The sequence below is a fragment of the Microvirga sp. P5_D2 genome (assembly GCF_054049475.1).
Genome location: NZ_JBFUMH010000010.1, coordinates 61,661 through 77,463, shown reverse-complemented (window position 1 = coordinate 77,463; position 15,803 = coordinate 61,661). Strand labels below are relative to the sequence as shown.

Below are 15,803 nucleotides of genomic sequence, written 5' to 3'. Positions count from 1 at the left end.
ACAATCTCACTCGGGTGCTGAACATCCTGGGTATTCAGCCGCTGATGGCCGCCCTCAGGACTTAGGGGCGGGTTCTGCCCGCGTCATCACGCCTGTGACACGCCGGATCCTCGCTTCAGAGGCGATGGGAGCTTCATTCCATCGACGATAAGCCAATCCGCGCTCGCCCATGATGGTGAAGGGCCTTGGAGCGGGGAAAGCCGCAATCCGTCTTTTGCGAAAGCGTTTTGACACGACCAAGACCCCTTCCTGTCGCTGCACCGCGAGATGAACCGCCTCTTCGACGATGTCTTCCGCGGGGCCGCTCTGCCTGCGGCAGCCGGCAGTCAGGGCCAAGGTGACATCGGCAACTTCGTCAATGCCAGCATGAACGTGTCGGAGACGGACAAGGAAATCCGCATCACGGCCGAGCTGCCCGGCGTGACTGAGCAGGACATTGACGTCAGCCTCGATGACGACGTGCTCACCATCCGGGGCGAGAAGAAGTTCGAGCGCAAGGACGACAAGGAGAACTTCCACTTCGTCGAGCGCGCCTACGGCACCTTCCAGCGCTCGTTGAGGCTGCCCTTCGCTGTCGACTCCGAGCAGGTCCAGGCCAGCTTCGAGAATGGCGTCCTGACCGTGACCGTGCCGAAGACCGGGCGGCCGGAGCGCTCGCGCCGGATTCAGGTTCAAGGACGGGGCGCACCCGGTCAGGGTACCACGGAAGGACAACAGGCAACCGGGACATCGGGACAATCCGAGGACACGAAATCCGGCTGAAACCCGGTTCGCATTATCGGCGATCCCCGTCCAATGCCCAGCAGGCCGGCAATGACGGACGTGTCGCTGTCCCGTGGTAGAATTGGCTTGGATCAGCCTTGGGAGGATGGTCATGCCCAGGATGAAGGTTGCCGTCTTTGTCGAGCTCGGCCGCATCGCTTTGGATGAGAAGCCAATCCCGGATGTTGGTCCGCTCGATGCGCTCGTCCGCATCACCACCACCACGATCTGTGGCACCGACGTGCACATCCTCAAGGGCGAGTATCCGGTGGCCCGAGGCCTGACCATCGGCCATGAACCTGTCGGCGTGATCGAGAAGCTCGGTTCGGCCGTGCAGGGCTACCGCGAGGGCCAAAGGGTCATCGCCGGTGCCATCACGCCGAGCGGGCACAGCGCGGCCTGCCTGTGCGGCTGCCATTCCCAGGACGGGGCCGGCACGAAGCACGGATGGAAAGCCATGGGGGGCTGGAAGTTCGGCAACACCATCGACGGCTGCCAAGCCGAATACCTGCTGGTTCCTGATGCCATGGCGAACCTTGCTCCGGTGCCTGATGGGCTCACCGACGAGCAGGTGCTGATGTGTCCCGACATCATGTCGACCGGCTTCTCCGGCGCGGAAAGCGGGCGCATCCGCATCGGCGACTCGGTGGCCGTGTTTGCCCAAGGGCCGATCGGCCTGTGCGCGACCGCCGGTGCCCGTCTGATGGGCGCGACCACGATCATCGCGGCGGAGAGCGTGCCGGAGCGCATGGAGATGGCGCGCCGGATGGGGGCCGACCATGTCGTCGACTTCACGAAGGTCGATCCGGTCGAGGAGATCAGGCGCCTGACCGACGGGCGGGGCGTCGACGTCTCCATCGAGGCGCTCGGACGGCAGCAGACCTTCGAGGCGTCGCTGCGCGTGCTCCGTCCCGGCGGCACGCTGTCGTCGCTGGGTGTCTATTCGGGCGATCTCAGGATTCCGCTCGACGGTTTTTTGGCAGGATTGGGCGACCACACCATCCGGACGACGCTGTGCCCAGGCGGCAAGGAGCGCATGCGCCGGCTCATGGGCGCCATCGCCTCGGGACGTGTCGACACACGGCCGCTGGTGACGCATCGCTTCAAGCTCGATCAGATTGAGGAGGCCTATGACCTCTTCGCCCACCAGCGCGATGGCGTGCTGAAGGTGGCGATAACGCCGTAGGGTTGGGGATGTCACGAGTTTTGATCAAGCCTGCATCACGTAAGTGCCGGGTGCATCACACAGGGCAGGGTAGCCCTGCGCGGGTGTTCCCATAGTGGGAGGAGCAACAGGCTCACCCGAATGCGAGGCCAGCCAGCGCGCCCATTCCGGCCACCACGAGCCCTCGAAGCGCGGTGCGATCCTGGTCCATGTGTCGGGATCCAGGAAGTGCCCCGTAGCTGACCTTGTCAGGACCTGGAAGCTTCCCTTCGAATTGTCCGGTCTGGCCACGATGCCGGCATTGTGGCCGCCCGTCGTGAGAAGGAATGTCACGTCCGTATCGGCGAGCAGATGGATCTTGAACGCAGAGCGCCACGGCGCCACGTGATCGCGCTCGGTGCCGACTGCAAAGATCGGTGCCCGGATATCGCTGATGGCAATGGGACGGCCGTCGACCTGGAAACGTCCTTCGGCGAGGTCGTTGTCGAGGAAGAGCTGCCTCAGGTAATCCGCATGCATGCGGTAAGGCATGCGGGTGGCATCGGCATTCCAGGCCATGAGATCGTTCAGGGGCGTGCGCTCGCCCATGAGGTAGTGCCGCACGAGCCTCGACCAGATCAGATCGTTCGAGCGCAGGAGCTGGAAAGCCCCGGCCATCTGTCGGGTGTCGAGATAGCCCTGGCTGCGCATCAGGTCCTCAAGGAAGTGGACCTGGCTCTCGTTGATGAACAAAGTGAGCTCTCCGGCTTCCCGGAAGTCAGCCTGCGCCGCCAACAGGGAGAGGGTCGCCAAACGCTGGTCGCTGTCGCGTGCCATGGCGGCGGCCGCTATGGAAAGAAGCGTGCCGCCAAGGCAGTAGCCAACCGCATGAACCTTCCGATCGGGAACGACCGCGTTCACGGCATCCAGCGCCGCCATCACCCCGAGCGTCCGATATTCGTCCATGCCGAGATCCCGATCCTCCGCCGTCGGGTTCTTCCACGAGATGATAAAGACCGTGAATCCCTGGCCCGTGAGGTAGCGGACGAGGGAGTTTTCGGGTGAGAGGTCCAGGATGTAGTACTTCATGATCCAGGCGGGCACGACCAGGATCGGCTCCGGATGGACCTTCTTGGTGGTCGGTTCGTACTGGATCAGCTCGATGAGACGGTTGCGGTAGATCACCTTGCCTGGCGTGACGGCCACATCCCGGCCCACCCGAAAGGCCTCCAAGCCTGCGGGAGGCTTCGAGCGGACGATCCGCTCCCAGTCGTCCAGGAAGTTGCGGAAGCCCTGCACGAGGTTCTGGCCGCCCGTTTCCAGGATGCGTCGCTGCACGACCGGGTTGGTCAGGAGGAAGTTCGACGGTGAGGCCATGTCGAGGATCTGGCGCGCGATGAACTCGACCACGGCCTGATGCTGCCTGGTGACTCCGTCGATCCCGGTCGTCGCGTTGTCCCACCATTGCTGCTGGAGCAGGAAGCCCTGCTGAATGAGATTGAAGGGCCATTGCTGCCACTCGGCCTCACTAAAGCGTTTGTCCTGGGGCAACGGCTCGATGCACGGCTCGCATGTGCCTCCGCTACTGGGATAGCGTACGGCGAACTGCGCCAGCCGCGCCCATTTGCGGGCTGCCTTCGCCGCGAGTTCAACCTGCTTGCCCGGCGAGATGGCGAGATTGACGGCCCAGTCCATGTAGGCATCGAAGACGGCGGCCGGTGACAGTCCGCCCGTGAGACGCGCCAGACCCGCATGGGCGGCATGGTCGAGAGCGTCCCGGATCCGATGAAGTTCGGCATCATCGGACGGTTGGGACCGACGGGGCGGCGAAGGCACGGGTCGTGCAGGAAGCCGATCCGGCCTCCGCTTGGGAAGCGAGGCGGCCTGGGCTTGCGGCGAGCGACCGCCCGTGAGAGCACCAGTCGTATGGGACGGCATTGCAACCTCCGGGCTAACCCCGTGTGCCGAGGTCGGTGGATCACTCGAGATTAAATCCAAGCAATCTCAGGCGAATTGCGTCAGATCAAAGCATCCACCCCGATTTCGACCACATGATGATCGATAGTCGCTTCGGCACGACGGTTGTGACCGGGCACGCAGAGGGAGAGAGCGATGATCAAGGACATCATGGTGCATCTCGATGGAAGTCCCGAGGACGAGATCCGGCTGGAGCACGGGCAGGTCATCGCGTCCGCTGGGCGGGCTCATCTGATCGGGCTTTTTACTAACCAGCTTCCCGATCTCACGATCGCCATGCCCATGGATGGCGGCGCGGCCGCGATCCAGGTTCTGACCGAACTCCAGGACCAAGCCATGAAGGATGGTGATGTCACGGCTAGGCGGCTGACGGAGCGATTGGCCGGCCTTCAGGTGCCGAGCGAGCTGCGCCGGTTCGACGAGACGTTCGGTGCGTTGACCGGGAAGGTCGTGGACCAGGCCCGGTGCGCCGATCTCTTCATCGCCACGCGGTGCTACGGCGAGGCCAAGTCCCCGCTCTGGCCGGACCTCGTGGAGGCGGTGCTGTTCGGCAGCGGGCGGGCGCTTCTGCTCGTGCCGCCTGGCCGCCGCCGGCAGGGGCCGATCGAGACCGTGTTGGTCGCCTGGAACGGCAGCCGCGAGTCGGCCCGTGCCCTGCGCGAAGGGCTGGAGTTCATCGAGCAGGCCGCCCGGGTGGTGGTCCTGGTCGTGGATCCTCCGGCGGATACGGAGCCCTATGCGGAGTTAAAGGCCCATCTCGCCCACCACAACGTCGTTGCGGAAGTCGTCACTGCCGAGAGCCGGGACCGCGATGTCGGCGACGTCATCCTCGAGGAGGCGCGCCGCGTTTCCGCGGATCTCGTCATCATGGGAGCCTACGGCCACACCCGCCTGAGGGAGCAGGTGTTCGGCGGCGCGACGCGGGACATGCTCACTGCCTCCGAAAGCCCGATCCTGGTGGCCCATTGAGGCGGATCCTTCCAACCGGGAGCGGACATGGCCGTTCATGCGCAAACCGCACCGAGTGGCCATGACGCGGACCCCGCGACGGTCGCAACTGCGGTGGTGACGGGTCTCGAGGAGGCCGAGGCGGACCGCCGCCTCGCGCAGCATGGCCCCAACGCGGTCGCGGGAAAGCGCTCCCGCGGCTTGGTTGACATCGTCCGCGGCATCCTGCGCGAGCCGATGTTCCTGCTTCTGCTGGCCGCAGCAGGGGTCTACCTGATGCTTGGCGACATCGGGGAAGGCGTGTTCATGACGGCCGGGGCCGTCGTGACGATCGGCTTGGTGGTGCTGCAAGAGGCGAGGAGCGAGCGGGCTCTTGCAGCCCTGCGCGAGCTGGCCGAGCCCTCCGCCCGGGTGATCCGCGGCGGGACCGAGCGGCGCGTCCCGGCGCGTGAGGTCGTGCCGGGCGATCTCGTCCTGGTCGGTGAGGGCGAACGTCTGCCCGCCGATGGCCTCTTGATCGCGGGTGACGCGCTGACGGTCGACGAGTCTGCCCTCACCGGCGAGTCGGTTCCGGTGTCCAAACGTCCCGCACACGCCGATGTGGACCAAGCTGGCGATCCCGAGCCGGGGGGAGACGACACGCCCTACCTGTTCGGCGGGACCCTGAACGTGCGCGGGCAGGGTATGGTTCACATCCTGCGCACTGGACCCTCGACGCGGCTGGGGCGCATCGGCGCCTCGCTGGCCGCCATCGAGAATGAGCCGACGCTGCTCCAGAAGACGACCGGCGCACTCGTTGCCAAACTCGGAATCCTTGCGCTCGTATTCTGCGCCATCGTTGCCGTGGCGTACGGCGTGCTGCGGGGCGACTGGATCGGTGGCACGTTGTCCGGCATCACGCTGGCCATCGCGCTGCTGCCGGAGGAGTTCCCGATGGTGCTGGCGATCTTCATGGCGCTCGGGGCCTTCCGCCTCGCCCGGCACAAAGTGCTGGTGCGCCGCGCCGCCGTCATCGAAATGCTCGGGGCCGCCACGTTCCTGTGCGTCGACAAGACAGGCACGCTGACCGAAAACCGGATGGTGCTCGCCACGGTCTGGCGCGACGGCAAGGTTCAGGATCTCCGGGACAGAGGCAGGCCTTCCGGTACCGCCATAGAGCCGCTCCGGATGGCTGTGCTTGCGTCCGCCGTCCGTCCCGTCGATCCCATGGACAAGGCCGTTCATGAAGTAGGCGGGCACCTTCCGCCGGATCCGGATGGAGTTGGGAGCCCGTTGCGCACTTATCCGCTCCGCCCCGGGTTGCTGGCGTTCATCCAGGTTTGGCAGGACCCCTTGGGCGGCGTTCTGTACGCGGCAAAAGGGGCCCCGGAGGCCATCTTCCGTCTCTGCCGTATGACCGATGACGAACGGACTGCGATAGACGCCAAGGTCGCGGAACTGGCGAGCCGCGGTCTGCGGGTGCTCGGTGTGGCATCGGTGCGCGAGAATGAGGACCGCACGACAGCTCCAGAGGATCTGGCGTTCCGGTTCGAAGGCTTGATCGGTTTCGCGGACCCGGTGAGGACCGATGTTCCTCAGGCGATCGCCGAGGCAAAGCGGGCCGGGATCACAGTCGCGATGATCACGGGCGACTACCCGGCCACCGCTCTGGAAATCGCCCGTCAGGCGGGCATCGACACGGGTGAGGGCGTGCTCACCGGCCGGGACATCGTCGATCTCGATCCAAGCGGCCTGCGGGAACGGGTGAGTCGCATCCGGGTCTTCGCCCGCATCATGCCGGAGCAGAAGCTCGCCCTGGTCGAGGCGCTCAAAGCCAATGGCGAGGTCGTCGCGATGACCGGCGACGGCGTCAATGACGCGCCAGCGCTCGAAGCCGCCCACATCGGCATCGCTATGGGGCAGCGCGGCACGGACGTGGCGCGTGAGGCCTCGGACCTGGTCCTCCTCGACGATCGCTTCGTCTCGATCATCGGCGGCGTGCGGCTCGGGCGGCGCATCTTCGCGAACCTGCGCAAGGCGCTGACCTACGTGACGGCAGTCCACGTGCCCATCGCCGGGTTGGCCCTGCTGCCCATCGTCATGGGCCTGCCGCCAATCCTGTATCCGATGCACGTAATCCTGCTGGAACTCGTGATCGACCCGGTCTGCTCGCTTGCCTTCGAGGGGGAACCCAGCGAAAGGCACGCGATGGAGAAGCCGCCGCGGCCCGCGACCGAGCCGCTCTTCGGCATCTTCCAGATCACGCTCGGGTTCGTCCAAGGGGCCACCGTTCTCGGAGCCGTCCTGGGTCTCTATGTCTGGGCACTGCACGGCGGCATCCCGGAGGCGCAGGCGCGGGCATCGGCGTTTGTCGCCCTAGTCGTTGGAAACCTGGTGCTGGCGTTCGCCGACGCCGCGGAGCCGGAAACCTCGTTCTTCGACCGAAGCAGGATCGCCTTTTGGGCGATCGGTGCCGCGGCTGCGGCCATCGTCGCGGTGGTCCTTTACGTCCCACCCCTTGCCGCCATTCTTCGCCTGTCGCCGCCGAGCCCCTCATGGTTGGCAGCAGCCCTGGCGATCGCGGTCCTGGCAGGCGGTTGGTATGGGTTTGCCAAGCGGCTCAGGGCGGTGTTGGTGCCACGCCATGAGCAAAGGACAACGGCATGACGCGCGTCGTCATCATCCAAGGTCATCCCACATCCGGCGGCGGGCATTTCTGCCATGCGTTGGCTGAGGCCTATGCGGAAGGATCCGTCGCCCGCAGGCATCAGGTCCGTTTCATTGCCGTTGCCGATCTCGACTTCCCGCTGCTGCGCTCGAAGGCCGATTGGGACGGCGCCTCGCCGCCGGCCACCATCGCGGAGGCCCAGCAGACGCTGGCATGGGCCGAGCACCTCGTCATCATTTATCCTCTATGGCTGGGAGGGATGCCCGCCCTTCTCAAGGGCTTCCTGGAACAGGCCCTGCGGCCTGCCTTCATGACGGGTGGCGCCGGGGCAGGCGGCAGGTGGAAGACCGCGCTCAAGGGACGCTCCTCGCGCATCGTTATCACCATGGGAATGCCCGCCTTTGCCTACCGATGGTACTTCGGGGCGCACAGCCTCAGGAGCCTCAAGCGCAGTATCCTGTCCCTGGTCGGCATCGGCCCCAACCGGCACACGCTGATCGGCATGATCGAGGGCATGGGCGACGGCAAGCGGGCGGCGTGGATCGAGGCCATGCGCCGCCTCGGCAAGCGGGCGCGATAGCCCTTGAGGAGCCCCTGCGGTCATCGTGGCCCTGATCCGTGCTCAGCGGCGCTCCTGCAACAGCTCGATCTGGAGTTCCTGGATTTCCGCGAGGCGCTCCCATTGCCGCGTGATGAGATGATCGAGCTTCTCGTGCAGGTGCCGGATCTCGAGCTCCGCCTTCAGGTTCACCCGATAGTCGTTGAGGGCGCGCAGCCGGTCCTTCGTCTCCTGGCGTCTCTGGCTCATCATGATGATCGGCGCCTGGTTTGCGGCAATGCAGGACAGGATGAGGTTGAGCAGGATGTAGGGATAAGGGTCGAAAGCGGATTGCTGCCGGACGCTGTTGGCCATGATCCAGATGGCCAGCCCGAGCCCAAACAAGATCAGGAATGGCCAACTGCCGCCGAAGGAAGCGAGGGCGTCGGAGAGCCGTTCCCCAGGGTACGGGCTTCGTCATAGTGTTCCTCGGTATTGGTCGACACCATGGCCCCTTCGGCAAGGCTTCGCGCGACCTCCTCATCGAGCTGTGTCAGCTCTCCGCGTTCCTGGCGAAGCAGCTCCACCACATGCAGGGTCCGGTAACGGTCCGCCGCCGTGCGGCTGATCCGGGCGTCGGCGGTCAGCGCCGGGTGGTCCTGCCGGATTCGCTCCGCCAGGGAGGGATGCAGGTGATCGAGCACAACGGAGTTACGCCCAGAATAGGCCTCACCGGTGATGGGGCAGATGCCCCCGGCTGGCGGGGCGGAGTGTAATGGTACCGAGCGCGATGCCATGGCTCGTCCTCTCGAATATTGAAGATTGGTCAAACCTAGCTGCTCGACGCAGCCACGTCTTGGTGCGATCCTTGCAGGCCAAGGCCCTTCTTTGAAAGGATGCCCAATGTCGCTTCGCCTTCACTTTCATGGCGCCGCCAGAACCGTGACCGGATCCTGCTTCATGCTCGAGACGGAAGCAGCCCGCATCCTGGTCGATTGCGGCATGTTCCAGGGCTCGAAGGAGGAGAGGGAGCTCAACTACCAGCACTTCCCCTTTCGGGCAGCCGGCATCAGTGCCCTCTGCCTCACCCACGCTCACATCGACCACAGCGGTCTCGTGCCGAAGCTCGTGAGGGCCGGGTTCGACGGCCCGATCTACGCAACGGCCGGAACGGCCGATCTGGGATCCATCATGCTGCCGGACTCCGGCTACATCCAGGAGATGGAGGTCAGCCAGCTCAACCGCCGCAACAGCCGCCGCGGGCGCGAGACCGTGTCCCCGATCTACACGCAGGAGGACGCCATTGCCTCCCTCGATCAGTTCCGCCCCGTGGCTTACGGCCAGTGGCAGGAGGTCGCCCCGGGCTTCCGCGCCCGCTACTGGAATGCGGGCCATCTTCTGGGCTCGGCCTCCGTCGAGATGGAGGTGACGCATGGAAGCGAGGAGAAACCAACCCAGCTTCTGTTCTCCGGCGATGTCGGGCCCGTCCACAAGCTCCTGCAACCGGACCCGGACGGCCCACGCGACCTCGATTACGTCCTCCTCGAATCCACCTATGGCGGTACGGACCGGTCCGGCACTACCATCGAGAGCCGACGGCGTATGCTGCGCGACGAGGTCCGCGCGGCGATGCATCCGAGCGGGGTGTTGCTGATTCCGTCGTTCGCGGTCGAGCGGACGCAGGAACTCCTCGTCGATCTGATGGAACTGATGGAAGCGGGCGAACTGCCCGACATCCCGGTCTTCATCGACTCGCCCCTGGCCACGAAAGCCAGCGCGATCTTCAAACGTCATGCAAAGGAGCTGAGGAACGGCGCCGACCTGGTGCAGGCGCTCGAGTCCCGGTGGGTGCGCTTCACCGAGAGCGTCGAGGAGAGCAAGGCCATCGATCGCATTCACAGCTTCCACATCATCATCGCAGCGAGCGGCATGTGCGAGGCTGGCCGCATCCGGCATCACCTGAAGGATTGGCTCTGGCGGAATGAGGCCACGGTCCTCTTCGTCGGGTTCCAGGCGCAGGGAACGCTCGGACGCATCCTTCAGGACGGGGTACCCAAGGTCAGGATCCATGGCGAGGAGATCAAGGTCCGCGCTCGCATGCGGACATTGGACCTCTACTCAGGGCATGCGGACGGGCCTGAGCTGAAGGCCTGGCTTGCCGACCGCCTTCCGGTCCGGCGCGGGGTCTTCCTCGTCCATGGGGAGGACGCGCCTCTCAAGGCGCTGCAATCGTCCCTCGCAGATCTCGATCATGTACCCGACGCCATCATTCCGGACATCGACGATGTCTATGATCTGGCGGGCGACCGGGCTGTCCGGATCGAGCGCCATGAGGAGAGGCTACCGAGCGCGAGTGCGGGCCATCGGGATTGGCACAACGACTACGCGGAGCTGCTGCTCGAGATCGGCGATGCCGTCGAGGCGGCGGCCGGCAGGAAAGCGAAAGGCGTCATCATCCGGCGCATCAGGGATGCCTTGAGGAACGGATCCCAGGACCAGGTGGGCTGACTTGCATGCCCCGACTCCGTGGCGAATTGATCGGGATCAAGGTGGCCGAGCGGGCTTGCTCCAAGCTTTGCCACAATGTCGAGGTCTGCTCGAGACCCGCGTGAATCCTGGGAGGGACCGATGCTCCATCACGTCACGCTACACCTGGCCCGCAGCAAGCAGTTTCCCGAGGGAAGTTCCCGTCACGGCTACGAGATCACCGCGCCGCTTGATGACAAGGGCCATCTGGACCAGGAAGAATGGTCGGGCAAACGGGTTCATTGCCGGGTCCGTCGTTTCTGGGCCGACGAGGGCGAGCGGCAGGGTGTTCTCATCCATCGGTCCGGCGGGGCCGGCGGGGCCACCTGGATGATCGACTACAATCAGGATCGGCCCGGCGACGAGGAGGCGGGCTATCGCCTGCATCAGCACCGTTTTGCCGAGGGCGAATACGTCACCATCGAGGACGATGACGGAAAGCCGTATACGTTCCAGGTCGTGTCGGTGACGGCGGCGGAACCCGGCAGGGCAGGGGCACATCGATGATGAAGCGGCTCACCCTTGTCTGCCTTGCCGTCGCATGCGCTTCGACAACCACCGTCGCCCAATCGGGACGGGCGCAGCGCGGGTTCACCTTCGCGCAGACGAACTGCTCCCAATGCCATGCCATCGGCCGTGTCGGCGAGAGCCCAATTCCCGAAGCACCGCCTTTCCGGACCCTGCACACGCGCTATCCGATCGAGGACCTGGCCGAGGCCTTCGCGGAAGGCATCACGACGGGGCACCCCTCCATGCCCCAGTTCCAGCTCGATCCGGCCCAGATCAACGACCTGCTCGCCTACCTCAATTCCATCCAGGATTAGGCTTCGTCCTCCTACCGCACGACGAGGACCGGGATGTTCGAGTGGTGGAGCACCTTCATGGTCTCGCTCCCTAGAAGGAGAGCCGAGACCCCTCCGCGCCCATGCGAAGCCATGACGATCAGGTTGCAGACATGGTCCTCCGCCGTGCGGATGATCGCACGGTAGGGCGCATCGTCCTCCATCTGAAGCGTCGTCGCCTCGACACCCAGGTTGCGCGCGATCTCGGACGCCTCCGACAGGGTGTGCTCGGCCTGCTTCTGCATGTGCTCCCTGAACGAGTCCGACGTTTCCTCCACCTGATCGGCCTCGAGGGCGAAGACACGGAAGCGCTCGGTGACCGTCAGGAGCAGGACCTTCGCACCGAGCGACTTGGCGAGGTTGACCCCGTGTTCGACGGCACGGGCCGCCAGGGACGAGCCGTCGGTGGCAATCAGGATGTTCTTGTACATGCGAACCTCCCTCGGTGATGAGCGTGCGCGAATGCCGAGCCTCTACGGTCAGTAGGAAAGGAACAGGGGCACCGGCGCGTCCTTGAGCAGGGACTGGGTCGTGCCGCCGAGCACCATTTCCCGCAGGCGTGAATGGACATAGGCGCCCATGACGATCATGTCGGCCCGCGTCAGGTGGGCATGGTTGCGCAGAGTTTCGGCCACATCCCTGTTCAGGGCCGGCAGGGCCAGCACATTTACCGCGACGCCATGGCGGGTGAGATGCGGCGCGATCTCCGCGCCGGGCACCGTGTGCGCCAGGTCCTTCTCGCCCGTGACGCTGACCAGTTCGACCTGAGTGGCGGCCCGCAGGAATGGCAGGGCATCGTTGAGGGCACGCGCCGCCTTGGCGCTGCCGTCCCACGCCACGACGATCCGGGCTCCCGCGAAGGCCTCACGATCCTGGGGCACGACGATGAGGGGACGGCCGCTGTCCATGAGCACGGCCTCGATCAGTCCGCGGTCGACGGCCAGGGCAATCGGCTCCGCGTCGAGGACCGTCAAGTCATGGGCGCGGGCGAGGGAGGCGAAGCTCCTGATGAGGGCCGGATAGGCTAGCTGCGGCGCCTGCGTGGTGCAGGTCAGGCCCGAGGCCGCCGCAGCGCGTTGGGACGCGTCGGCGACCGCGCGCGCAAGCACATCCACCCGGCGGTTCTCGGCGGCTACGAGCCCTTCGGCGAAGGTGCTGATGAAGGCGTGCGTCACGGTCACTTTCAGCGAGGCCGCCTGGACCGTGACATGGGCGTCCGCCTGCCGGGCGAGCGCAAGCCCATAGGCCAGGGCCGAGGAGCGCTCGTCGACATCGCCTTCCTCCGTGATCCCGATCAGGATGCTGCGGATGTTCTCAAGCATGGTTCCCTCCCTTTGATTCCGCTGCCCGTTTCCGGGCACGATGATTTCCGGTTCCGTCCTGCGTCAGGGGACGAGGACCGCGGCCCCCTGGAGACGTCCCGACCGCAGCGCGCTCCTCCCGGTTGCGGCCGCCGGAGCCGAGCGCCTCCACCTGCCCCACGATCTCGTGGCCGGGGATGAGGGGGAGCCTGGGATGCGGCAGGTCGCCGTCGACCACATGAAGATTGGTGGGGCACGCTGCACAGGCTTCCACCGCTACGCGCGTCTCGTTCGCCGCAGGCGAGGGAAGTGGTCGCTCTTCCATGGTGAGCGGCGAGCGCACGTTGTGGAGGACCATGGCCTTCACGGCGTCGCCTCAGCGAAACGTGGCGTCGATCCGCTCATGGAGCGCCTCGAGTTCCCGAAGGTAGGGGGCGCGCCGCTTGCAATGGGTCTGCCAGAGATCGGCAACCAGTTGGTCCCTGCGGGCCTCGTCCATCGGCCTGCTCTCGATCGCGATCAGATTGCTCGCGTGGGCGACATCCAGATCGGCCAGGGTCGCGAGCAGCGATTGAAGACGCGGGAGGATGTCGGGCACATAGACCCCGTGGCCCGTTCCGCTCACCTGAAACACGCGAACGCTCATCATCGATGGTCATGGAGCCCTCCGCCGTCATTCCGGTTCGTGAAAAGCTCTGCTCGCGTCGGATCATACCCGAATATCAGGCAGGTTGCGGTTGGAATTCTGCGGAATCCTGCGGTCGGACCGGGGAATCATTCTCAACGAACCAGAACCCAGCATGCGGGGCTTGTCCCGCCTCGGCATTGATCCAAATCAAGGCGGGTGGGCGAGACCGAAGCCGTCATGGGCTGACAAGGTCCGCCCGCCGTGAGGACATCGCCATGGACGCGCGACTTCGCGACGAGATCCTGTCCATCCTCGATCGTGCCAGCGACATGACGCTCGCGACGATCCGTCAGGATGGATACCCGCAGGCCACGACGGTCAGCTACGCCAACGACGGGTTGGACATCTACTTCGGATGTTCGGAGGACTCCCAGAAGGCCCGGAACATCAGCCGCAACGGCAAGGTGTCCCTGACGATCAACCTTCCCTACGCGAACTGGGGCGAGATCCGCGGCATCTCGGCCGGAGGCCATGCAGACCGCCTCACGGACCCGAGCGAGATCGAACGGGCGGGCCAGCTCCTGCTCCGGAAATATCCGCAAGGGATCGCGGAGTACGCCTCGGGGCCAGGCGTAGGCGTCGCGTTCTTCAAGGTCGTCCCGACGGTGATCTCCGTCCTCGATTACCGGAAGGGGTTCGGCCACAGGGATCTCGTCGGCTGCGAATAGGTCTCATGCGCCCCTTTGGAAAGATGGGCTGATGAGGCGCATCCTGGCTTCGCCGTCGGCAACTCCAAGCCCGTCGGCGTCGGTGGCTGAACGACCAGAAGGCCGCCGGCGTTCTGGCCGTCGCAACGGATCAGCGGCCCGAACCGCTCTCGCAAGTCGCGATAGAAGCCGGGATCCACCGGAAGGGCGGCAGCAGGCATCCGGCGCTCCTTGGGGACGTTGGCCCTTACAGATGAAATCCGCAGGTGACCCTAGCCATGAAGCCGATCGTGACGCTCACCCTCAACCCGGCCATCGACGAATCCAGCGAGGCGGAAGCCGTGCGCCCGATCCACAAGGTGCGCACAACCAACGGGCGCTACGAGCCCGGCGGCGGCGGGATCAACGTCACGCGCGTGATCCGGGAACTCGGCGGCCCGTCGCTCGCGCTCTACCTAGCCGGAGGACTCAGCGGCGCGGGGCTTGAGGACCTGCTCGAGCGGAGCGGCATCACCGGGAGGCGGATCGCGATCAAGGATCACACGCGGGTCAGTCACACCGTCTTCGAACGCAGCACTGGGCTTGAGTACCGTTTTGTTCCGGAGGGACCCGAGGTCGGACCGTCCGAGTGGCAGGACGCGCTTGCGGTGCTGAACTCCCTGGACTGCGAGTATCTCGTGGCAAGCGGCAGCATCCCCAAAGGCGTTCCTACTGATTTCTATGTCCGGGTCGCCGCAATCGCGCGGGAGAGGGCGATGAAACTCGTCCTCGACACGTCGGGACAGGCGCTTCGCGAGGCCATCGCGGCGGGCGGCATTCATCTCGCCAAGCCGAGCCTGGGCGAATTCGAGCAGTTCGTCGGTCGCAGCCTGAGGGATCCCAAGGACCAGGATGACGCGGCCATGGAGGTGGTCCGGTCCGGCCGCGTCGAGCTGCTCGCCGTCACGATGGGCCACGAGGGCGCAATCCTGGCTCAGGCCAGCGGACCCATGCGGCTTCCCGCCTTGAAGGTGGACGTCCGCAGTGCCGTCGGTGCCGGCGACAGTTTCCTCGCCGCAATGACGCTCGCCCTGGCGGGCGATGCCACGCCCGGGGAAGCCTTTCGATGGGGCATCGCCGCGGGAACCGCGGCTGTCCTGAAACCCGGCACCGGCTTGGTCAGGCGCGAGGATGTGGGGCGTCTCTTCCGGATGACCGCCCATGGACAGAGTGGCGAAACATGATCTCGCAGCCGTCGATCGCAAGGGCCGCTTCCACCGACCGTCTGGATCCGTCGATTCGAAACCCGGCGCCGGGCCGCCCCCTCGAGTTGCAATGCAGGCCAGGACCGATAAGTCCACCTGATCGGAGTTGTCCATGGAACAGTTCACTCCCGTGTCCGCCCTCATCGGCGGCCTTCTGATCGGCACATCCGCAGCCCTGTTCCTGGTGCTGAACGGGCGCATCGCGGGCATCAGCGGCATCCTCGGTGGCCTGATCCCGCCCGAGCGCGGCCAGATCGGCTGGCGCCTCGCTTTCCTGGCCGGGATGTTCACCGCACCTCTGGCCTACGTGGCGTTCGGCGCAATCCTGCCGACGGTTGTCCTCGACGCCCCGTTGCCCGTGCTGGCCCTGGCAGGGGTGATCGTCGGCTTCGGCACGCGTCTGGGGGCGGGCTGCACCAGCGGCCATGGCGTCTGCGGCATCGGTCGCGGCTCGCCACGCTCGCTTGCCGCCACCGTCGTGTTCATGGCCGTGGCCATCGCCACGGTCTTCGTCACCCGTCACGTCATCGGGATGTAGG

Annotated in this window: 19 protein-coding genes; 11 read left to right on the top strand and 8 right to left on the bottom strand. The window is 65.6% G+C overall.

What is annotated here, in order from left to right; all coding sequences use genetic code 11:
* Window positions 1-267: 267 nt before the first annotated feature.
* Together ACXJKO_RS05840 and ACXJKO_RS05835 are read left to right on the top strand one after the other, a co-directional pair.
* The gene (locus tag ACXJKO_RS05840; RefSeq protein WP_457090143.1) at window positions 268-762 is read left to right on the top strand and encodes an Hsp20/alpha crystallin family protein; all 495 of its coding nucleotides are present in this window, start codon (window positions 268-270) and stop codon (window positions 760-762) included.
* Between the two features lie 112 nt (window positions 763-874).
* Window positions 875-1,948: an NAD(P)-dependent alcohol dehydrogenase gene (locus tag ACXJKO_RS05835; protein WP_457090142.1), complete on the top strand. Its 1,074-nt coding sequence runs from the start codon at window positions 875-877 to the stop codon at window positions 1,946-1,948.
* Window positions 1,949-1,972: 24 nt separating this feature from the next.
* On the opposite strand, the gene ACXJKO_RS05830 is transcribed toward ACXJKO_RS05835, so the two are convergent.
* Window positions 1,973-3,844 (bottom strand): PHA/PHB synthase family protein, encoded by a 1,872-nt coding sequence (locus tag ACXJKO_RS05830; protein WP_457090141.1) that lies wholly within the window; start codon window positions 3,842-3,844, stop codon window positions 1,973-1,975.
* A gap of 174 nt (window positions 3,845-4,018) precedes the next feature.
* Here ACXJKO_RS05830 and ACXJKO_RS05825 point away from each other — a divergent pair, with 174 nt between their 5' ends.
* The 3 genes from ACXJKO_RS05825 to ACXJKO_RS05815 are packed head-to-tail and all read left to right on the top strand — an operon-like array spanning window position 4,019 to window position 8,058.
* The gene (locus ACXJKO_RS05825) at window positions 4,019-4,852 is read left to right on the top strand and encodes a universal stress protein (RefSeq protein WP_457090140.1); all 834 of its coding nucleotides are present in this window, start codon (window positions 4,019-4,021) and stop codon (window positions 4,850-4,852) included.
* A 27-nt stretch (window positions 4,853-4,879) separates the two neighbouring features.
* The gene (locus ACXJKO_RS05820; RefSeq protein WP_457090139.1) at window positions 4,880-7,477 is read left to right on the top strand and encodes a cation-translocating P-type ATPase; all 2,598 of its coding nucleotides are present in this window, start codon (window positions 4,880-4,882) and stop codon (window positions 7,475-7,477) included.
* Window positions 7,474-8,058 carry an NAD(P)H-dependent oxidoreductase gene (locus ACXJKO_RS05815; RefSeq protein ID WP_457090138.1) on the top strand — a complete coding sequence of 195 codons (585 nt, stop codon included), beginning with the start codon at window positions 7,474-7,476 and terminating at the stop codon, window positions 8,056-8,058. The genes ACXJKO_RS05820 and ACXJKO_RS05815 overlap by 4 nt, the downstream gene beginning before the upstream one ends.
* A 42-nt stretch (window positions 8,059-8,100) precedes the next feature.
* On the opposite strand, the gene ACXJKO_RS05810 is transcribed toward ACXJKO_RS05815, so the two are convergent.
* Both ACXJKO_RS05810 and ACXJKO_RS05805 read right to left on the bottom strand, forming a co-directional pair.
* The gene (locus tag ACXJKO_RS05810; protein WP_457090137.1) at window positions 8,101-8,391 is read right to left on the bottom strand and encodes a DUF1003 domain-containing protein; all 291 of its coding nucleotides are present in this window, start codon (window positions 8,389-8,391) and stop codon (window positions 8,101-8,103) included.
* Between the two features lie 32 nt (window positions 8,392-8,423).
* The gene (locus ACXJKO_RS05805; protein ID WP_457090136.1) at window positions 8,424-8,813 is read right to left on the bottom strand and encodes a hypothetical protein; all 390 of its coding nucleotides are present in this window, start codon (window positions 8,811-8,813) and stop codon (window positions 8,424-8,426) included.
* A gap of 106 nt (window positions 8,814-8,919) precedes the next feature.
* Between ACXJKO_RS05805 and ACXJKO_RS05800 the strand changes: the two genes are divergently transcribed.
* The 3 genes from ACXJKO_RS05800 to ACXJKO_RS05790 all read left to right on the top strand — a co-directional run bounded on the left by ACXJKO_RS05800 (window position 8,920) and on the right by ACXJKO_RS05790 (window position 11,366).
* Entirely contained in the window at window positions 8,920-10,524 is a 1,605-nt protein-coding gene (locus ACXJKO_RS05800; protein WP_457090135.1) for an MBL fold metallo-hydrolase, read from the top strand.
* Window positions 10,525-10,644: 120 nt separating this feature from the next.
* A complete protein-coding gene (locus ACXJKO_RS05795; protein WP_457090134.1) occupies window positions 10,645-11,049 on the top strand; it encodes a hypothetical protein in 405 nt (134 codons plus the stop codon).
* Window positions 11,049-11,366, top strand: a complete 318-nt coding sequence (locus ACXJKO_RS05790) for a c-type cytochrome (RefSeq protein WP_457090147.1) — start codon at window positions 11,049-11,051, stop codon at window positions 11,364-11,366. The genes ACXJKO_RS05795 and ACXJKO_RS05790 overlap by 1 nt, the downstream gene beginning before the upstream one ends.
* Before the next feature lie 11 nt (window positions 11,367-11,377).
* Here ACXJKO_RS05790 and ACXJKO_RS05785 read toward each other — a convergent pair whose 3' ends face one another.
* Genes ACXJKO_RS05785 through ACXJKO_RS05770 form a run of 4 tightly spaced genes read right to left on the bottom strand, consistent with a single transcriptional unit; the run spans window position 11,378 to window position 13,334 of the window.
* A complete protein-coding gene (locus ACXJKO_RS05785; protein ID WP_457090133.1) occupies window positions 11,378-11,815 on the bottom strand; it encodes a universal stress protein in 438 nt (145 codons plus the stop codon).
* A 48-nt stretch (window positions 11,816-11,863) separates the two neighbouring features.
* On the bottom strand, window positions 11,864-12,706 hold the full coding sequence (locus ACXJKO_RS05780) for a universal stress protein (RefSeq protein WP_457090132.1): 843 nt from the start codon (window positions 12,704-12,706) through the stop codon (window positions 11,864-11,866).
* Window positions 12,699-13,043, bottom strand: a complete 345-nt coding sequence (locus ACXJKO_RS05775) for an alcohol dehydrogenase catalytic domain-containing protein (protein WP_457090146.1) — start codon at window positions 13,041-13,043, stop codon at window positions 12,699-12,701. Before ACXJKO_RS05775 ends, ACXJKO_RS05780 begins: the two co-directional genes overlap by 8 nt.
* A gap of 18 nt (window positions 13,044-13,061) precedes the next feature.
* Window positions 13,062-13,334 (bottom strand): hypothetical protein, encoded by a 273-nt coding sequence (locus ACXJKO_RS05770; RefSeq protein ID WP_457090131.1) that lies wholly within the window; start codon window positions 13,332-13,334, stop codon window positions 13,062-13,064.
* 254 nt (window positions 13,335-13,588) lie between these two features.
* On the opposite strand from ACXJKO_RS05770, the gene ACXJKO_RS05765 reads away from it, so the two are divergent.
* The gene (locus ACXJKO_RS05765) at window positions 13,589-14,041 is read left to right on the top strand and encodes a pyridoxamine 5'-phosphate oxidase family protein (protein ID WP_457090130.1); all 453 of its coding nucleotides are present in this window, start codon (window positions 13,589-13,591) and stop codon (window positions 14,039-14,041) included.
* Here ACXJKO_RS05765 and ACXJKO_RS05760 read toward each other — a convergent pair.
* Window positions 13,996-14,241 (bottom strand): hypothetical protein, encoded by a 246-nt coding sequence (locus tag ACXJKO_RS05760; protein WP_457090129.1) that lies wholly within the window; start codon window positions 14,239-14,241, stop codon window positions 13,996-13,998. The genes ACXJKO_RS05765 and ACXJKO_RS05760 overlap by 46 nt on opposite strands.
* Before the next feature lie 57 nt (window positions 14,242-14,298).
* On the opposite strand from ACXJKO_RS05760, the gene ACXJKO_RS05755 reads away from it, so the two are divergent.
* Window positions 14,299-15,243 (top strand): 1-phosphofructokinase family hexose kinase, encoded by a 945-nt coding sequence (locus ACXJKO_RS05755; RefSeq protein ID WP_457090128.1) that lies wholly within the window; start codon window positions 14,299-14,301, stop codon window positions 15,241-15,243.
* 133 nt (window positions 15,244-15,376) lie between these two features.
* On the top strand, window positions 15,377-15,802 hold the full coding sequence (locus ACXJKO_RS05750) for a YeeE/YedE family protein (RefSeq protein WP_457090127.1): 426 nt from the start codon (window positions 15,377-15,379) through the stop codon (window positions 15,800-15,802).
* Window position 15,803: the final 1 nt, after the last annotated feature.

What these genes read in the sequence shown, in the direction of transcription:
- ACXJKO_RS05840 (WP_457090143.1), top strand. Translation starts at nt 268, where the DNA reads ATGAACCGCCTCTTCGACGATGTCTTCCGCGGGGCCGCTCTGCCTGCG.
- ACXJKO_RS05835 (WP_457090142.1), top strand. Translation starts at nt 875, where the DNA reads ATGCCCAGGATGAAGGTTGCCGTCTTTGTCGAGCTCGGCCGCATCGCT.
- ACXJKO_RS05830 (WP_457090141.1), bottom strand. Translation starts at nt 3,844, where the DNA reads ATGCCGTCCCATACGACTGGTGCTCTCACGGGCGGTCGCTCGCCGCAA.
- ACXJKO_RS05825 (WP_457090140.1), top strand. Translation starts at nt 4,019, where the DNA reads ATGATCAAGGACATCATGGTGCATCTCGATGGAAGTCCCGAGGACGAG.
- ACXJKO_RS05820 (WP_457090139.1), top strand. Translation starts at nt 4,880, where the DNA reads ATGGCCGTTCATGCGCAAACCGCACCGAGTGGCCATGACGCGGACCCC.
- ACXJKO_RS05815 (WP_457090138.1), top strand. Translation starts at nt 7,474, where the DNA reads ATGACGCGCGTCGTCATCATCCAAGGTCATCCCACATCCGGCGGCGGG.
- ACXJKO_RS05810 (WP_457090137.1), bottom strand. Translation starts at nt 8,391, where the DNA reads ATGGCCAACAGCGTCCGGCAGCAATCCGCTTTCGACCCTTATCCCTAC.
- ACXJKO_RS05805 (WP_457090136.1), bottom strand. Translation starts at nt 8,813, where the DNA reads ATGGCATCGCGCTCGGTACCATTACACTCCGCCCCGCCAGCCGGGGGC.
- ACXJKO_RS05800 (WP_457090135.1), top strand. Translation starts at nt 8,920, where the DNA reads ATGTCGCTTCGCCTTCACTTTCATGGCGCCGCCAGAACCGTGACCGGA.
- ACXJKO_RS05795 (WP_457090134.1), top strand. Translation starts at nt 10,645, where the DNA reads ATGCTCCATCACGTCACGCTACACCTGGCCCGCAGCAAGCAGTTTCCC.
- ACXJKO_RS05790 (WP_457090147.1), top strand. Translation starts at nt 11,049, where the DNA reads ATGAAGCGGCTCACCCTTGTCTGCCTTGCCGTCGCATGCGCTTCGACA.
- ACXJKO_RS05785 (WP_457090133.1), bottom strand. Translation starts at nt 11,815, where the DNA reads ATGTACAAGAACATCCTGATTGCCACCGACGGCTCGTCCCTGGCGGCC.
- ACXJKO_RS05780 (WP_457090132.1), bottom strand. Translation starts at nt 12,706, where the DNA reads ATGCTTGAGAACATCCGCAGCATCCTGATCGGGATCACGGAGGAAGGC.
- ACXJKO_RS05775 (WP_457090146.1), bottom strand. Translation starts at nt 13,043, where the DNA reads ATGGTCCTCCACAACGTGCGCTCGCCGCTCACCATGGAAGAGCGACCA.
- ACXJKO_RS05770 (WP_457090131.1), bottom strand. Translation starts at nt 13,334, where the DNA reads ATGATGAGCGTTCGCGTGTTTCAGGTGAGCGGAACGGGCCACGGGGTC.
- ACXJKO_RS05765 (WP_457090130.1), top strand. Translation starts at nt 13,589, where the DNA reads ATGGACGCGCGACTTCGCGACGAGATCCTGTCCATCCTCGATCGTGCC.
- ACXJKO_RS05760 (WP_457090129.1), bottom strand. Translation starts at nt 14,241, where the DNA reads ATGCCTGCTGCCGCCCTTCCGGTGGATCCCGGCTTCTATCGCGACTTG.
- ACXJKO_RS05755 (WP_457090128.1), top strand. Translation starts at nt 14,299, where the DNA reads ATGAAGCCGATCGTGACGCTCACCCTCAACCCGGCCATCGACGAATCC.
- ACXJKO_RS05750 (WP_457090127.1), top strand. Translation starts at nt 15,377, where the DNA reads ATGGAACAGTTCACTCCCGTGTCCGCCCTCATCGGCGGCCTTCTGATC.